This is a genomic window from Enterobacter sp. Ap-867, from assembly GCF_011752855.1.
Taxonomy (GTDB): Bacteria; Pseudomonadota; Gammaproteobacteria; order Enterobacterales; family Enterobacteriaceae; genus Cedecea.
In genome coordinates this window covers 85,530-101,652 of sequence record NZ_VWWS01000009.1, presented here as the reverse complement: position 1 = coordinate 101,652, position 16,123 = coordinate 85,530, and the positions used below count along the sequence as shown (strand labels likewise).

At 56.0% G+C, this 16,123-nt stretch carries 13 protein-coding genes and 5 tRNA genes; 8 read left to right on the top strand and 10 right to left on the bottom strand.

All coding sequences use genetic code 11. From position 1 onward, the window contains the following. The first annotated feature begins 8 nt into the window (after positions 1-8). From proV to leuA, 8 genes are all read left to right on the top strand, one after another. Positions 9-1,208, top strand: coding sequence for a glycine betaine/L-proline ABC transporter ATP-binding protein ProV (gene proV, locus F3J26_RS20245; protein WP_166995656.1), 1,200 nt, complete (start codon positions 9-11; stop codon positions 1,206-1,208). Beyond that, complete coding sequence (gene proW / locus F3J26_RS20240) at positions 1,205-2,284, top strand: glycine betaine/L-proline ABC transporter permease ProW (protein ID WP_166995654.1); 1,080 nt, start codon at positions 1,205-1,207, stop codon at positions 2,282-2,284. The genes proV and proW overlap by 4 nt, the downstream gene beginning before the upstream one ends. A gap of 55 nt (positions 2,285-2,339) precedes the next feature. Beyond that, a complete protein-coding gene (gene proX, locus F3J26_RS20235; protein WP_166995652.1) occupies positions 2,340-3,332 on the top strand; it encodes a glycine betaine/L-proline ABC transporter substrate-binding protein ProX in 993 nt (330 codons plus the stop codon). A 208-nt stretch (positions 3,333-3,540) separates the two neighbouring features. Further along, a complete protein-coding gene (locus tag F3J26_RS20230) occupies positions 3,541-4,719 on the top strand; it encodes an MFS transporter (protein ID WP_008458239.1) in 1,179 nt (392 codons plus the stop codon). Between the two features lie 445 nt (positions 4,720-5,164). Further along, positions 5,165-5,695: a transcriptional repressor MprA gene (gene mprA, locus F3J26_RS20225; RefSeq protein WP_008458241.1), complete on the top strand. Its 531-nt coding sequence runs from the start codon at positions 5,165-5,167 to the stop codon at positions 5,693-5,695. A gap of 135 nt (positions 5,696-5,830) precedes the next feature. Continuing rightward, on the top strand, positions 5,831-7,003 hold the full coding sequence (gene emrA / locus F3J26_RS20220; RefSeq protein ID WP_008458242.1) for a multidrug efflux MFS transporter periplasmic adaptor subunit EmrA: 1,173 nt from the start codon (positions 5,831-5,833) through the stop codon (positions 7,001-7,003). 15 nt (positions 7,004-7,018) lie between these two features. Next, positions 7,019-8,557 carry a multidrug efflux MFS transporter permease subunit EmrB gene (emrB, locus tag F3J26_RS20215; RefSeq protein WP_008458243.1) on the top strand — a complete coding sequence of 513 codons (1,539 nt, stop codon included), beginning with the start codon at positions 7,019-7,021 and terminating at the stop codon, positions 8,555-8,557. 141 nt (positions 8,558-8,698) lie between these two features. Then, positions 8,699-10,360, top strand: coding sequence for a 2-isopropylmalate synthase (gene leuA, locus F3J26_RS20210; RefSeq protein ID WP_166995744.1), 1,662 nt, complete (start codon positions 8,699-8,701; stop codon positions 10,358-10,360). Here the strand turns inward: leuA and F3J26_RS20205 are convergent. The 10 genes from F3J26_RS20205 to F3J26_RS20160 form a co-directional block, all read right to left on the bottom strand. After that, on the bottom strand, positions 10,357-11,121 hold the full coding sequence (locus F3J26_RS20205) for a helix-turn-helix domain-containing protein (protein ID WP_166995650.1): 765 nt from the start codon (positions 11,119-11,121) through the stop codon (positions 10,357-10,359). The genes leuA and F3J26_RS20205 overlap by 4 nt on opposite strands. An 89-nt stretch (positions 11,122-11,210) precedes the next feature. Continuing rightward, complete coding sequence (luxS, locus tag F3J26_RS20200) at positions 11,211-11,726, bottom strand: S-ribosylhomocysteine lyase (protein ID WP_008458247.1); 516 nt, start codon at positions 11,724-11,726, stop codon at positions 11,211-11,213. A 156-nt stretch (positions 11,727-11,882) separates the two neighbouring features. Next, a complete protein-coding gene (gene gshA, locus F3J26_RS20195; protein ID WP_008458250.1) occupies positions 11,883-13,439 on the bottom strand; it encodes a glutamate--cysteine ligase in 1,557 nt (518 codons plus the stop codon). Positions 13,440-13,515: 76 nt separating this feature from the next. Beyond that, positions 13,516-13,944: a YqaA family protein gene (locus F3J26_RS20190; protein WP_008458252.1), complete on the bottom strand. Its 429-nt coding sequence runs from the start codon at positions 13,942-13,944 to the stop codon at positions 13,516-13,518. Then, the gene (yqaB, locus tag F3J26_RS20185; RefSeq protein WP_039297558.1) at positions 13,941-14,507 is read right to left on the bottom strand and encodes a fructose-1-phosphate/6-phosphogluconate phosphatase; all 567 of its coding nucleotides are present in this window, start codon (positions 14,505-14,507) and stop codon (positions 13,941-13,943) included. The genes F3J26_RS20190 and yqaB overlap by 4 nt, the downstream gene beginning before the upstream one ends. A gap of 354 nt (positions 14,508-14,861) precedes the next feature. Next, positions 14,862-14,938: transfer RNA gene (locus F3J26_RS20180), tRNA-Arg, on the bottom strand. Between the two features lie 198 nt (positions 14,939-15,136). Beyond that, positions 15,137-15,213: transfer RNA gene (locus tag F3J26_RS20175), tRNA-Arg, on the bottom strand. Between the two features lie 200 nt (positions 15,214-15,413). Next, positions 15,414-15,490: transfer RNA gene (locus F3J26_RS20170), tRNA-Arg, on the bottom strand. Between the two features lie 201 nt (positions 15,491-15,691). Next, a tRNA-Arg gene (locus F3J26_RS20165) sits at positions 15,692-15,768 on the bottom strand. A 4-nt stretch (positions 15,769-15,772) separates the two neighbouring features. Next, a tRNA-Ser gene (locus tag F3J26_RS20160) sits at positions 15,773-15,865 on the bottom strand. Positions 15,866-16,123 lie beyond the last annotated feature (258 nt).

Here is a 16,123-nt window from a genome sequence, read left to right as displayed (position 1 = left end):
TTTATTGCATGGCAATTAAATTAGAAGTGAAGAATTTATATAAAGTATTTGGCGAACATCCACAGCGCGCGTTCAAATACATTGAGAAGGGCATTTCCAAGAGTGAATTACTGGAAAAAACGGGTCTGTCGCTTGGCGTAAAAGACGCCAGTCTGGCCATTGAAGAAGGCGAGATTTTTGTCATCATGGGGTTGTCCGGCTCAGGAAAATCCACCATGGTTCGCCTTCTCAATCGCCTGATTGAACCCACCCGTGGACAGGTACTGATTGACGGCATTGATATTGCCAAAATATCAGACTCAGAACTCCGCGAGGTGCGCAAAAAAAAGATCGCAATGGTCTTCCAGTCCTTTGCTTTAATGCCGCATATGACGGTGTTAAATAATGCCGCTTTCGGTATGGAGCTTGCGGGAATTCCGGTCAATGAACGGCATGAAAAAGCGCTGGATGCGCTACGTCAGGTCGGACTTGAGAATTATGCCCATGCTTACCCCGATGAATTGTCCGGCGGGATGCGTCAGCGCGTAGGTCTAGCCCGTGCGCTGGCCATAAATCCAGACATATTACTTATGGATGAAGCCTTCTCCGCGCTTGACCCCTTAATTCGGACCGAAATGCAGGACGAATTAATTAAGCTACAGGCAAAACATCAGCGCACCATCGTGTTTATTTCCCACGATCTCGACGAAGCCATGCGTATTGGCGATCGCATTGCCATTATGCAGGGCGGCGAAGTGGTGCAGGTCGGTACGCCGGATGAAATCTTAAATAATCCGGCCAACGATTACGTGCGCACCTTCTTCCGCGGCGTGGACATCAGCCAGGTCTTTAGCGCCAAAGATATTGCCCGCCGCAGCCCGGCTGGGCTACTGCGTAAAACCAGCGGCTTTGGCCCTCGTTCGGCGCTGAAACTGCTGCAGGATGACGACCGCGAATATGGCTATGTCATTGAGCGCGGACAAAAATTCCTTGGCATCGTCTCTACCGATTCACTAAAAGCGGCACTGGCGGCGGGCGAAGGTCTGGACCATGCGTTTCTGGCTTCCCCGGAGGCGGTTTCCGCCGAAACCTCGCTGAGCGATCTGCTCTCTCATGTCGGCCAGGCTCCGTGCGCGGTGCCGGTGGTCAGCGAAGAGGGGCAGTACGTGGGCATCATCTCAAAAGGGGTGCTACTGCAGGCATTAGATCGTGAGGGGGCAAGTCAATGAGTGACGCAACTAATCCATGGGATACCGGCAGCGCGGCAACAGACGCCGCAACCAGTCAGGCAACAGGTTCTGCAGACGCATGGGGCGCTCCGGCGTCGGATGCGGCCACCAGCGGAGGCGCTGACTGGCTGAATTCGGCCCCGGCAGCCGCGCCTGAACATTTCAATATTCTGGATCCGTTCCACAAAACGCTGATCCCTCTCGACAGCTGGGTGACGGAGGGGATCGACTGGGTGGTGACCCATTTCCGCCCGGTGTTCCAGGGCATTCGCGTACCGGTGGATTATATTCTCAGCGGCTTCCAGCAGCTGCTTTTGGGGATGCCCGCGCCGGTCGCGATTATCGTCTTTGCGCTGATTGCCTGGCAAATGTCCAGTCTCGGCATGGGCGTCGCCACGCTGATCTCGCTGGTCGCCATTGGCGCGATTGGGGCCTGGTCGCAGGCGATGGTCACTCTCGCGCTGGTGCTGACGGCCCTGCTGTTTTGTATGGTGCTAGGCCTGCCTCTCGGGATTTGGCTGGCGCGCAGCGAACGTGCGGCGAAAATCGTTCGCCCCTTGCTGGATGCCATGCAGACCACCCCGGCGTTTGTTTACCTGGTGCCTATCGTGATGCTGTTCGGCATCGGCAACGTGCCTGGCGTGGTGGTGACGATTATCTTTGCCCTGCCGCCTATCGTGCGCCTGACTATCCTGGGCATTAAGCATGTGCCGGAAGATTTGGTCGAAGCGGCGCGCTCATTCGGTGCCAGCCCGCGCCAGATGTTGTTCAAAGTGCAGCTTCCGCTGGCGATGCCAACCATTATGGCCGGCGTTAACCAGACGCTGATGCTGGCGCTGTCGATGGTGGTTATCGCGTCGATGATTGCCGTGGGAGGGCTCGGCCAGATGGTTCTGCGCGGCATTGGCCGTCTTGATATGGGTCTGGCTACGGTCGGTGGCGTGGGGATCGTGATCCTGGCCATTATTCTCGACCGCCTGACTCAGTCCATTGGGCGCGATTCCCGCTCCCGTGGCAACCGCCGCTGGTATACCACCGGCCCGCTGGGTCTTGTGACCCGTCCCTTCATGAAATAAGCCTGGCGGCGGCTTCGGCCGCCCCTCGCCCCATCACCATTAAAAAGGAATAACGATGCGACACAACGCTATTTTAGCCACAGCTCTTGCGACACTCGTTACCACCAGCGCTTTTGCCGCAGACCTGCCGGGCAAAGGCATTACCGTTCAGCCGGTACAGAGCACCATCGCCGAAGAAAGCTTCCAGACCCTGCTGGTCAGCCGCGCGCTGGAGAAAATGGGCTACACCGTGAACAAGCCAAGCGAGGTGGACTATAACGTAGGCTACACCTCTATCGCTTCCGGCGACGCCACCTTCACCGCCGTTAACTGGCAGCCGCTGCATGATGATATGTACGCCGCTGCGGGCGGGAGCAAGAAATTCTACCGGGAAGGCACCTTCGTGACCGGCGCGGCTCAGGGCTACCTTATTGATAAGAAAACCGCTGACCAGTACCACATCACCAATATCGAGCAGCTTAAAGATCCGAAAATCGCCAAACTGTTCGACAGCAACGGCGACGGCAAAGCTGACATGATGGGCTGTACGCCAGGCTGGGGCTGCGAGGCGGTGATTAATCACCAGAATGAAGCCTATAAGCTGGCGAATACCGTGACCGTGAACCACGGCAACTACTCGGCGATGATGGCCGACACTATCGCGCGCTTCAAAGAAGGTAAGCCGGTGCTGTATTACACCTGGACACCGTACTGGGTGAGCGATGTGCTGAAGCCGGGCAAAGACGTGGTGTGGCTGCAGGTGCCGTTCTCTTCCCTGCCGGGCGAGCAGAAAGATATTGATACTAAACTGCCTAACGGGGCGAACTACGGCTTCCCGGTGAACACCATGCACATTGTTGCCAACAAGGCCTGGGCCGAGAAAAACCCACAGGCGGCGAAGCTGTTTGCCGTCATGAAATTGCCGCTGGCGGATATCAATGCCCAGAATGCGATGATGCATAACGGTAAGTCTTCTGAGGCCGACATTAACGGCCACGTCGACGGCTGGATTAAGGCGCACCAGGCGCAGTTTGACGGCTGGGTGAAAGAGGCACTGGCGGCGAAATAAACCGCCCCTCACCCTGACCCTCTCCCCAAAAGGGAGAGGGGATAAACAGACAAACACCTTTTCTCTTCTCCTTCTTTTCTCCCTCTCCCTTCCAGGGAGAGGGCCGGGGTGAGGGTCAATAACCGCACGATCCGACACCCACCTTCGCTTCTGCTGTCATCATTTTTCGCTATTATTCAGACCTCTCTTTGGCAAGTTGAAGATAATAATGAAAAACAATACTCACGGACTCAGCCCGGCGCTGATCGTCCTGATGTCCGTCGCGACCGGCCTCGCGGTTGCCAGCAACTACTACGCGCAGCCGCTGCTCGACACCATCGCAAACGCCTTTTCGCTCTCGGTGAATCAGGCCGGATTTATCGTTACCACTGCACAGCTCGGCTATGCCGCAGGACTGTTGCTGCTGGTGCCGCTTGGGGATATGTTCGAGCGCCGGGGGCTGATCGTCTTTATGACGCTGCTGGCAGCCGGTGGGATGCTGATTACCGCCACCAGCCAGTCCCTGTGGATGATGATTCTGGGCACCGCGCTGACCGGGCTCTTCTCCGTGGTCGCGCAGATTCTTGTGCCGTTTGCCGCGACGCTCGCGGCACCGGAAAAGCGCGGGAAGGTTGTCGGGACTATCATGAGCGGGCTGCTGCTCGGGATTCTGCTGGCGCGAACCGTCGCGGGTTTATTGGCAAGCCTTGGCGGCTGGCGCACCGTTTATTGGGTTGCCAGCGTGCTGATGGCGCTGATGGCGCTGGCCCTGTGGCGCGGGCTGCCGCAGGTGAAGCAGGACAGCCACCTCAACTACCCGCAACTGCTGACCTCAATCTTCAGCCTGTTTATTAAAAACAGCCTGCTGCGCACCCGCGCCTTGCTGGGCTGCCTGACCTTCGCCAACTTCAGCATTCTCTGGACGTCGATGGCGTTCCTGCTGGCCTCGCCGCCGTTTAACTATTCCGAAGGGGTTATCGGCCTGTTCGGCCTTGCGGGAGCCGCTGGCGCGCTCGGCGCTCGTCCCGCAGGCGGGCTGGTTGATAAGGGCAAAGGGCATCACACCACCACCATTGGTCTGCTGCTGCTGTTACTTTCCTGGGCCGCAATCGCTTTTGGTCAGTTCTCTGCCCTCGCCCTGATTGTGGGTATCCTGGTGCTGGATCTCACCGTCCAGGGCGTCCACATCACCAACCAGAGCCTGATATACCGCATGATGCCGGAAGCCCGTAACCGACTGACCGCCGGGTACATGACCAGCTACTTCATCGGCGGCGCGGCGGGTTCTTTGATTTCAGCGAGCGCTTACCAACATGCCGGCTGGAACGGGGTGTGCATTGCCGGCGCCAGCGTCGCCCTACTAAATTTGGTAGTGTGGTGGCGCGGATACCAGCGGCAGGCCGATTAGCGCAATATTGTCGCTTCCCGTAAGGGAAATTGAAGATGTAATGGCGGGGACAGTCTGTTAAGGTTGTCCCCGTTTACTAATTCGAGTGACATTAACGTAGGTTATTTATTAACACCCTATATGGATAGACCCGCAACTGTTTCAGCTGACAACCGCCACGGGGCGGAATTGTTCTTCAGTCTGAAAGCAGCGTTTCCATTGCCATTTCTCCTGTCCTCAAGGCACAAAGCCTCCGGCTTCGCTGCCGTTAAACGCCGTTATACCACTCGAAACCCATTTTCTCTCCCCACGCTGCTTAGCACTCTGGGCTACGGCTTAGCGTGGTTTACGCCGATGGTGGCAACAACCAAACGTATATAAACGTATACAAACGTATAAATAATACATTTACTTTATTTGTCACCATCGTTACTATATCGGCTGCAACTAATGAGGTTATGCCAAAATGGATAGTTCGTTCACGCCCATAGAACAAATGCTGAAGTTCCGCGCCAAACGTTATCAGGAGTTCCCGTACCAGGAAGTTCTGTTGACGCGTCTTTGTATGCACATGCAGGGTAAACTGCTGGAAAACCGCAATAAGATGCTGAAGGCGCAGGGGATCAACGAGACCTTATTCATGGCACTCATTACCCTTGAGTCCCAGGAAAATCACAGCATCCAGCCTTCTGAGCTGAGCTGCGCGCTGGGTTCATCCCGCACCAACGCCACGCGTATTGCCGATGAGCTGGAAAAACGCGGCTGGATTGAGCGCCGTGAAAGCGACAATGACCGCCGCTGCCTGCATCTGCATTTGACCGAAAAAGGTCACGAATTCCTGAGACAGGTCCTGCCACCGCAGCATAACTGCCTGCATCAACTGTGGTCCGCTCTGGATGCTGACGAAAAAACACAGCTGGAAACAATCACCCGTAAGCTGCTCAACCGCCTCGACCAGATGGAAGAGGACAAAGTGATCCTTGAAGCTCTGAGCTAAGCTTTTACCGTCTGTACGTCTGACCACAATCCGATTTCAAAACAACTCTCAGGCCAGCAATCTCCTTGCTGGCCTGTCAGGTCTAACAGGTCGGCTCAGCTGACCGGAAATAATAATAACCAGGTGGAGATTAGCATGAGCGCAAATGCGGAGACTCAAGCCCCGCAGCAACCGGCTAACAAGAAGGGGAAACGTAAAAGCGCCCTGATCTTGTTGACCTTGCTCTTTGTCATTATTGCTGTGGCATATGGAATCTATTGGTTTTTGGTGCTGCGTCACTTTGAAGAGACCGATGATGCTTATGTGGCAGGCAACCAGGTGCAGATCATGGCCCAGGTCTCCGGTAGCGTCACCAAAGTCTGGGCAGACAATACCGATTTTGTGAAACAGGGTGATGTGCTGGTCAGCCTCGACCGCGCCGACGCCGAACAGGCGTTTGAAAAGGCCAAAACCCAACTGGCCTCCAGCGTGCGGCAGACTCGCCAGCTGATGATCAACAGCAAGCAATATCAGGCCAATATCGAACTGCAGAAAACGGCTCTGGCGCAGGCGCAAAGCGACCTGAACCGCCGTATTCCGCTGGGCAGCGCCAACCTGATTGGCCGCGAAGAACTGCAGCACGCCCGTGATGCCGTCACCAGCGCTCAGGCTCAGTTGGATGTGGCCGTGCAGCAATACAATGCTAACCAGGCCATGATTCTCGGCACCAAACTGGAAGAGCAGCCTGCGGTTCAACAGGCGGCGACCGAAGTGCGTAACAGCTGGATGGCGCTGCAGCGTACCACCATCGTCAGCCCGATGACCGGCTATGTTTCCCGCCGTGCCGTGCAGGTTGGCGCCCAAATTAGCCCGTCCACCGCGCTGATGGCCATCGTGCCGGCCAGCGGTATGTGGGTTGACGCTAACTTTAAAGAAACCCAGCTGGCGCATATGCGCATTGGCCAGTCGGCCACCATCGTCAGCGATATCTACGGCGATGACGTGAAGTACACCGGGAAAGTTGTCGGCCTGGATATGGGCACCGGCAGCGCCTTCTCGCTGCTGCCAGCGCAGAACGCCACCGGGAACTGGATCAAAGTGGTTCAGCGTCTGCCGGTACGTATTGAACTGGACGCCAAACAGGTTGAACAGCATCCGCTGCGTATCGGCCTGTCCACGCTGGTGAATGTGGATACCAGCAACCGCGACGGGAGCGTACTGTCCTCTCAGACCCGCACCACGCCGGTTTACGAAAGTAACGCGCGTGAGCTGAATCTGACGCCGGCTAACCAGCTTATTGACCAGATTATTCAGGCCAATGCGGGTTAATAAAGCGGAGGGTGTATGGCACAACAAAAACCGCTAGAAGGCGCCCAGCTGGTCATTATGACCATCGCCCTGTCGCTGGCGACCTTTATGCAGGTGCTGGACTCCACCATCGCTAACGTGGCTATCCCGACGATTGCCGGTAACCTGGGCTCATCCCTGAGCCAGGGGACGTGGGTTATCACCTCGTTTGGGGTGGCAAACGCCATCTCAATCCCGATCACCGGCTGGCTGGCAAAACGCTTCGGGGAAGTGAGGCTTTTCCTGTGGTCGACCGTGCTGTTTGCTATCGCCTCCTGGGCGTGCGGCATGTCCAACAGCCTGACGATGCTGATCTTCTTCCGCGTTATCCAGGGGATCGTTGCCGGGCCGCTGATTCCGCTGTCCCAGAGCCTGTTGCTGAGCAACTACCCGCCCGCCAAGCGCAGCATTGCGCTAGCGCTGTGGTCGATGACGGTGATCGTGGCGCCGATTTGCGGCCCGATACTGGGCGGCTACATCAGCGACAACTATCACTGGGGCTGGATCTTCTTCATCAACGTGCCGATTGGTATCGTCGTGGTGCTGATGGGCCTGCAGGCCCTGCGAGGCCGCGAAACCCGCACAGAGCAGCGCCGCATTGATGGCGTAGGGCTGGCCTTGCTGGTGCTGGGGATCGGTAGCCTGCAGATCATGCTCGACCGGGGTAAAGAACTGGACTGGTTTAACTCGACCGAAATCATCGTGTTGACGGTGATTGCGGTGGTCACCATCAGCTTCCTGATTGTCTGGGAGCTGACCGACGATAATCCGATAGTCGACCTGTCGCTGTTTAAGTCGCGAAACTTTACCATCGGCTGCCTGTGTATCAGTCTCGCCTACATGCTCTACTTCGGCGCGATTGTCCTGCTGCCGCAGCTGTTGCAGGAAGTGTATGGCTATACCGCAACCTGGGCCGGGCTTGCGTCCGCGCCGGTGGGGGTCATCCCGGTGCTGCTGTCGCCGATTATCGGCCGCTTCGCGCACAAGCTCGATATGCGCCGTCTGGTGACCTTCAGCTTCATTATGTATGCGGTGTGCTTCTACTGGCGCGCCTATACCTTTGAGCCGGGGATGGACTTCGCCGCGTCGGCCTGGCCGCAGTTTATTCAGGGCTTTGCGGTGGCGTGTTTCTTCATGCCGCTGACCACGATTACCCTGTCTGGCCTGCCGCCGGAGCGCCTTGCCGCGGCGTCGAGCCTGTCGAACTTTACCCGTACGCTGGCGGGTTCGATTGGGACGTCGATAACCACCACGCTGTGGACGAACCGCGAGTCGCTGCACCATGCACAGCTCACGGAGTCTGTGACGCCGTATAACCCGAACTCGGTTGAAACCTACAACCAGCTTCAGGGCTTGGGCATGTCGCACCAACAGGCTTCCGGCTACATCGCCCAGCAGATCACCAACCAGGGGCTGATCATCTCCGCCAACGAGATTTTCTGGTTCTCGGCAGGGGTGTTTATTCTGCTGCTTGGGCTGGTGTGGTTTGCCAAACCGCCTTTCGGGGCGGGCGGTGGCGGCGGTGGCGCACACTGACATTCCTCCCTAAAGGAGCCTTCGGGCTCCTTTTTCTTTGCCTCAACCTGGCGGTTTCGCCACACAGGTTGTCAGCTTTGCGCCAGCCCCTGCCCAGATTATTCGTCAGGATAAACAGACCACATGACCTGGAGAATCCTGATGCTGACCAACCCATCGCAAAAATACCTCGCCCATGCGCCGATTCAGTTACCCGACCGACAGTGGCCGGATAGAACCCTGACGCACGCTCCTCGCTGGCTTTCCACTGACCTGCGCGACGGCAATCAGGCGCTGGCCGAGCCGATGGACGCGGCCCGCAAGCTGCGCTTCTGGGATTTACTGCTGAAGTGCGGCTTCAAAGAGATCGAGGTCGCCTTCCCTGCCGCCTCAGAAACCGACTTCCAGTTTGTGCGTCAGCTGATTGAAGAAAATCGTATTCCTGAAGATGTCACCATTCAGGTGCTGACCCAGGCGCGCAGCGACCTGATTGAACGCACCTTTGCATCCCTGGCAGGCGTACACAGCGCCACGGTACATCTGTACAACGCCACCGCCCCACTGTTCCGCAGGCTGGTCTTCCGCCAGAGCAAAGAAGAGATCGTTCAGTTGGCGGTCACCGCCACGCGCCAGGTGCGAGCGCTGTGTGAGGCTAACCCGCAGACGCGCTGGCGCTATGAATATTCCCCGGAAACCTTTTGCTTCACCGAACCGGATTTTGCCCTGCAAATTTGTGAAGCGGTGGCGGATGTCTGGGAACCATCTCCCGATCGACCAATGATTATCAATTTGCCCGCCACCGTGGAGGTGAACACGCCCAACGTCTATGCCGACCAGATTGAGTATTTCTGCCGCCATTTCTCCCGCCGGGATGCGGTGTGCATCAGCGTACATCCACATAACGATCGCGGCAGCGGCGTGGCCAGCGCCGAACTCGCGATCCTCGCCGGTGCGGATCGGGTGGAAGGCTGCCTGTTTGGCAACGGCGAGCGTACCGGGAACGTCTGCCTGGTCACGCTGGCGATGAATCTTTATAGCCAGGGGATTTCGCCGCAGCTGGATTTCAGCGATATGAAGCAGGTGGTGGAACTGGTTGAACAATGCAATCAGTTACCGGTGCACCCTCGCCATCCTTACGCCGGGAAGCTCGCTTTTACCGCTTTTTCCGGGTCGCATCAGGATGCCATTAAGAAAGGGTTTACCGCGCGGGGCGAGTCCAGCTCAGCGCGGTGGGAAATGCCCTATCTGCCCGTTGATCCGAACGATATTGGCTGCAGCTACGAAGCCGTGATCCGCGTCAACAGCCAGTCCGGGAAAAGCGGTGCCGCGTGGATGCTGGAGCAAAACCACGGCCTGGTGCTGCCGCGCGGTTTACAGCAGGACTTTAGTCGCCACGTCCAGGCGCAAACCGACAGGGAGGGGAACGAGATGACGCTGAGCGCCCTGTGGCAGCTGTTCCGCACACTGTATGGCCCGCATCAAACCGCCCCGCGTCAGTTGCTGGATTACCGGACGGAGAGCCAGGCCGATGGTTCACTCCGGCTGTGGGCCCACGTTCAGACGCACGGCGGCGTTATCGCTCTGCAGGGCAAAGGCAACGGTTTACTTTCCGCCGCAGCCGATGCCCTCAAATCTCGTTTTAACCTGGTATTTTCTATTGAGGATTATCATGAGCATACGCTCGGCAGGCACAGCGAAAGCCGCTCGGCGGCTTATCTCCGCTGCACCTTCAGGGAAGGCGTGAGCCGCTGGGGAACCGGCATTGATAACGATGTATCGCGTGCGTCGCTCCAGGCGCTGTTAAACGCGCTGCCCGAGGGTTAATCAGAGAAGAAATATTCGCTCGGTGAAACGCCGAGCGTTCGCCGAAACATAGCGCTGAAGGCGCTGTGGCTTTCATATCCCAGATCCAGCGCAACGCGCAGCACGGACTGCCCCTGGGCAAGGCGCTCAAGCGCCGCCATCAGCCTTGCCCTGCGCAGCCATTCGCTAAACGCCAGACCCGTTTGCTGACGAAAATGGCGCAGCAAGGTTCTCTCACTGACGTTAAGCCGTTCAGCGGCCAGCGCGTTTGTCCAGGGCTGACCGGGTTCCGCCTGAATCTGGCGACACAGCGCCAGTAGCCCCGGTGACTGCGGCTCGGGAAGATTAAACGGCAGCGCGGCGGTGCCCCGAATCTCATCCAGGATAAGCTCGTAAATTCGCTCTGCCCGACTTCCCGCCGGGTAAGCTTCCGGTAACTGGAGCGAGCAGATAATCAGCTCGCGCAGTAAAGCGGATATCTGCACGACCTGGCAAACCGACGGTAAGTCAGCCCGGGCAAACGGATCAATAAACAATGTGCGCGCCGCTACGTGGCCGATGATTTGCAGGCGGTGCTGAGTGCCAGCGGGTAACCAGACGCCGCGCCCCGGCGGAACCACCCAAATCCCCTGCCCGGTTTCGACGCGCACAACGCCGCTCAGCGTATGCAGCAGCTGAGCGCAGTCGTGACTGTGCCAGGGCTCCGAGGCACCATGGCTGTAATCATGGGCAAAAGGAACCAGCGGCCGCGTGGCAAAACTGAATTTCAGGCTGGTGGACATAGTTCGTTTCGTGAGCAAAAAGATGACGATAGCATACCGCAGGCGTAAAAAAAGGAGCCATATGGCTCCTTTTTACTGTGTGCACAAAACTAGATGTGCAGTTCCTGCAGCTTCTCTTTCGGCAGAGCCAGCTCATCATTGCTGTTGACGCTGACGCCATGCTCAATGATGTGGCGCGCGATATCCTGCGCTTCCTGCAGAGAGTGCATCTGATAAGTCCCGCACTGGTAAACGTTCAGTTCTGGGATCTGGTTTTGCTCTTTCACTTTCAGCACGTCCTGCATCGCCGCTTTCCAGGCATCCGCCACGCGCTGCTCTGCCGGGACACCGATCAGGCTCATGTAGAACCCTGTGCGGCAGCCCATTGGGGAGATGTCGATGATCTCTACCCCGTTCCCGTTCAGGTGGTCACGCATAAAACCGGCGAACAGGTGCTCCAGAGTATGGATCCCTTTTTCCGGCATCACTTCCTTGTTTGGGACACAAAAGCGCAGGTCAAACACCGTAATGGTGTCACCGTGTGGCGTGTGCATAGTTTTGGCTACACGGACTGCAGGCGCACCCATACGAGTATGGTCGACTGTGAAGCTATCCAACAACGGCATCTGGTCACCTCCGATAAAATGATTTTTTTTAAAAATAATTGAAACTATTTTTACGCACGCGAGTCTGAGTATATGAAAGACGCGCATTTGTTATCATCATCCCTGTTATTCAGAGATGAATATTTGGCCACAAGTATGTGGCCATTTTCTTTTCTGTCAGGCATTCTTTTCCAGCCAGCTATCGAACGACTCCGTATCCGCCGCCTCAATATCCCGCTGACGCTGCCATGAAGCATCATGCTCTTTCTGCAGGGCATCCGCGGTTAAAATCTCCAACGGCTCCTGAATCAGCATCTGACGGTATTGTTCAGCCAGCGCAAGGCCGGTGCCACCAATCCCGTTATCAATCATAGAACGTAAAATACGTGCTGAATACGTTAATTCTGGATCGTCAAAGCTGGCAACCAGTTGGTCACAAACTTGCTGGTATTCCTGGCTGTCGGTCATGCCGTCCAGCGTTTCCGCCACGCGGCGTAAATCGGTGAACAGATCTTTGCCTACTTTTGACAGCGGGTGCTGAGCCGTTTCACAGCCAATACCAAGGGTAAGCCCAGGTTTGCGCCCTTCCAGAATCACTCGGTTCCAGTTGGTGCGGGTGCACAGCAGCTCGTCGCTGCTCATCTCCGGCGCATCCGCCAGTACGCACCAAATCATAAACAGGTCGAGGAAGCGAACCTGCTGCTCATCCACGCCGATTGGCGAGAACGGGTTGATATCCAGCGAACGCACTTCGATATACTCGATGCCGCCGCGCAGCAGCGCATCCGACGGCGATTCTCCGTCACGCGTCACGCGCTTTGGACGAATCGGCGCATAGAGTTCGTTTTCAATTTGCAGCACGTTGGTGTTGAGCTGCAGGTGCTTGCCGTCCTTCATCAAACCAATCTGAGCGTACTCTTCCGACGGGGTTTTAATCGCCCGCTTCAGCGCATCGACATAGGTGTTCAGATCGTTGAAGGTAATGCCCAGATTGCTCTGCGACTTGTTGGTGTAACCCAGATCGCTCAGGCGTAATGACGTGGCATACGGCAGGTAATACATGCCGCATTCGGTTTTCTCAAACGGCAACGCGCTCTCTTTGCCCTGCAGGAATGAAGAGCAAATAGCCGGAGAGGCACCGAACAAATAAGGGATAACCCAACCAAAGCGGTAATAGTTGCGGATCAGGCGGAAATAACCGGCAGAAATGGCCTCTTTGCCACTTTCAGCGTCCTGTACGCCGCATTTTGCCTGCCAGAAAGCCATCGGCAGGGAGAAATTGTAATGCACGCCGGAGATGGTCTGCATCAGCGCGCCATAGCGATTTTTCAGCCCTTCGCGGTACAGCGTTTTAAAGCGCCCCGCATTAGAAGAACCGTACTGGGCCAGCTCGATGTTCTGACCGTCGTCGATGTAACACGGCATGCTTAGCGGCCACATACGTTCCTCGCCCAGTTCACGCGCCGTGTGGCGATGAATGTCACGCAGGAAGGTCAGCATATGGTCAATGTCACCATCAACCGGGGTAATAAATTCCAGGAGGGCTTCGGCGAAGTCCGTGGTAATCCATTTATGTGTAAACGCTGAGCCAAGGCTTTCAGGATGCCCGGTGGTGGCTAAATCGCCTTCTGGCGTCACGCGCAGCGTTTCACGCTCAAGACCACGGCAAATGCCTTTTACTGCTTCAGGGTGTTTTTCCAGCCAGGCCAAAGCCTGTGATACGTCCGGGATCAAATTGACCTCCCGCCTGTCGAATTTATTTTAATAAGCATAATTGTTTTCGCCGGTGATGAAGACTCATCCCACGCAATTAGTGCCACCACGCCATGCCTTGTACCGTTGCAGCCGCGACAACGATGTAGCGTAGCGCTTTGCCAAGGCATAAAAAGAATATCACCGGCCCCCAGCTCAGGCGTAACCACCCGGCCAGCAGGCATAACAGATCGCCTATCAGCGGCATCCAGCTCAGTAACAACGTCGCTGGGCCAAAACGAGTCAACCAGTCGGTCGCTTTTCCCTGCCAGCGCGATTGTATACGCTGCGGGAAAAAGCGCCCCAGAATAACGTTAGTCATACCGCCAAGGCTATTACCGATTGTTGCTATTATCACAAGAACCGATACCGGGCCGCTACCGGCAACCAGAAGCGCCACAAGTACCGCTTCTGAGCTCCCCGGCAGCAGCGTCGCGCTCAGGAAACTGCTGGTGAACAATGAAAGGAGCGATAGCGTGTCGCTCACAGTAGGCGCACGTCCACAACATCCATTCCCGCGCTACGCGCCGCCTGAAGACCAAAATCAGCATCTTCAAATACCACACATTTTTCCGGCGCCACGCCCATCAGTTCGGCGCAGCGTAAGAAGGTATCAGGTGCTGGCTTATGGTGTTTAACATGATCTGCTGCAACGACCGCCGCAAAATACTGACGTAAACCAAGATGCTTAAGCAGCGCTTCTGCAATATCGCTTTCGCTACCTGTGCCGACCGACATCGGACGGCGGCCATGCCAGGCTTTCACCACTTCAATCAGCGGCAGCGGACGCACGGTATCAAGCAGCATGGCTCGAACGGCAACAGTTTTTTCAGCCGCCAGACTGTGGGGATCGAGATCGGCATTGTGGCTTTCGATAATTGCAGCAGCAATTTTCCAGCTTGGCGCGCCATTCAGGGCAACCATCGCCTGCTCGTCGAAGCTCATGCCATAGCGGCCAAGGGTTTCGTGCCAGGCTTTACGGTGAGTCGGCTCCGTATCAAGGATCGTGCCGTCCATATCAAAGATTAAACCGTCATAGCGATCGTACATCTCACCCTCACTTCACTGAATGTCGAGGCGGTACTTTAGCGTAAATGGCTGAAATTGTCGCTGTCTGCGGGTAGAGGCGATATTGCGAATAAGGAGTATGAAAAGCTGAACGGTATGTTTGTAACAGGGGAATTTAAATGAAGTTTGAAGGGATGAATCGTGCTGGTGAGAAAGTAACGTTCTCTGTCACACCATCATCGCTAATGATGAGGAAGAAAATGGTGCATCCGGGAGGATGACTCACCGAAGGCTCGCCCTAAAGGGCCGTTGCTGAAGCAACGTTATCCTCCCTGGTGTTGGCGGAGAAATTGACTTTCTCTGTCACACCGTCATCGCTAATGATGAGGAAGAAAATGGTGCATCCGGGAGGATTCGAACCTCCGACCGCTCGGTTCGTAGCCGAGTACTCTATCCAGCTGAGCTACGGATGCATCGGGATTGCTGCTTTTACTGCTGACTCAATGTCGCTCATCATGCCGCAACACTGATGAAGATGGTGCATCCGGGAGGATGACTCACCGAAGGCTCGCCCTAAAGGGCCGTTGCTGAAGCAACGTTATCTTCCCTGGTGCTGGCGGAGAAATTGACTTTCTCTGTCACACCGTCATCGCTAATGATGAGGAAGAAAATGGTGCATCCGGGAGGATTCGAACCTCCGACCGCTCGGTTCGTAGCCGAGTACTCTATCCAGCTGAGCTACGGATGCATCGGGATTACTGCTTTTACTGCTGACTCAGTACTACCTACACTCTAAGGCAATACCGGAGAAAATGGTGCATCCGGGAGGATGACTCACCGAAGGCTCGCCCTAAAGGGCCGTTGCTGAAGCAACGTTATCCTCCCTGGTGTTGGCGGAGAAAGTAACTTTCTCTTTCACACCGTCATCGCTAATGATGAGGAAGAATATGGTGCATCCGGGAGGATTCGAACCTCCGACCGCTCGGTTCGTAGCCGAGTACTCTATCCAGCTGAGCTACGGATGCATCGGGATTACTGCTTTTACTGCTGACTCAGTACTACCTACACTCTCAGGCAATACCGGAGAAGAATGGTGCATCCGGGAGGATGACTCACCGAAGGCTCGCCCTAAAGGGCCGTTGCTGAAGCAACGTTATCCTCCCTGGTGTTGGCGGAGAAATTGACTTTCTCTTTCACACCGTCATCGCTAATGATGAGGAAGAATATGGTGCATCCGGGAGGATTCGAACCTCCGACCGCTCGGTTCGTAGCCGAGTACTCTATCCAGCTGAGCTACGGATGCAAAATGGCGGTGAGGCGGGGATTCGAACCCCGGATGCAGCTTTTGACCGCATACTCCCTTAGCAGGGGAGCGCCTTCAGCCTCTCGGCCACCTCACCACACGCCTCTTTCGAGTGCTTCGAGTTACTCGTAAGAGCTTCTCGTCGCTGCGTGGCGCACATATTACTTTCTGGGACTTATAAGTCAAACAATTTTTCCCTACTCGCTATCGATTGCACAAATCACGCTCGATTAGCGTAATTTGGAGGCAAAAAGAGTGTTTTATCAACAGGCAAACGGCAATACGCGCGCAGAAACGGCACGCTGATAAGCGAAGCAAAAATGACGTTAACGGGAGAGAAAGGAAACAGCAGGCA

Excerpts from the sequence above, each read along its gene's own strand:
- proV (WP_166995656.1), top strand. The coding sequence starts at position 9 with ATGGCAATTAAATTAGAAGTGAAGAATTTATATAAAGTATTTGGCGAA.
- proW (WP_166995654.1), top strand. The coding sequence starts at position 1,205 with ATGAGTGACGCAACTAATCCATGGGATACCGGCAGCGCGGCAACAGAC.
- proX (WP_166995652.1), top strand. The coding sequence starts at position 2,340 with ATGCGACACAACGCTATTTTAGCCACAGCTCTTGCGACACTCGTTACC.
- F3J26_RS20230 (WP_008458239.1), top strand. The coding sequence starts at position 3,541 with ATGAAAAACAATACTCACGGACTCAGCCCGGCGCTGATCGTCCTGATG.
- mprA (WP_008458241.1), top strand. The coding sequence starts at position 5,165 with ATGGATAGTTCGTTCACGCCCATAGAACAAATGCTGAAGTTCCGCGCC.
- emrA (WP_008458242.1), top strand. The coding sequence starts at position 5,831 with ATGAGCGCAAATGCGGAGACTCAAGCCCCGCAGCAACCGGCTAACAAG.
- emrB (WP_008458243.1), top strand. The coding sequence starts at position 7,019 with ATGGCACAACAAAAACCGCTAGAAGGCGCCCAGCTGGTCATTATGACC.
- leuA (WP_166995744.1), top strand. The coding sequence starts at position 8,699 with ATGCTGACCAACCCATCGCAAAAATACCTCGCCCATGCGCCGATTCAG.
- F3J26_RS20205 (WP_166995650.1), bottom strand. The coding sequence starts at position 11,121 with ATGTCCACCAGCCTGAAATTCAGTTTTGCCACGCGGCCGCTGGTTCCT.
- luxS (WP_008458247.1), bottom strand. The coding sequence starts at position 11,726 with ATGCCGTTGTTGGATAGCTTCACAGTCGACCATACTCGTATGGGTGCG.
- yqaB (WP_039297558.1), bottom strand. The coding sequence starts at position 14,507 with ATGTACGATCGCTATGACGGTTTAATCTTTGATATGGACGGCACGATC.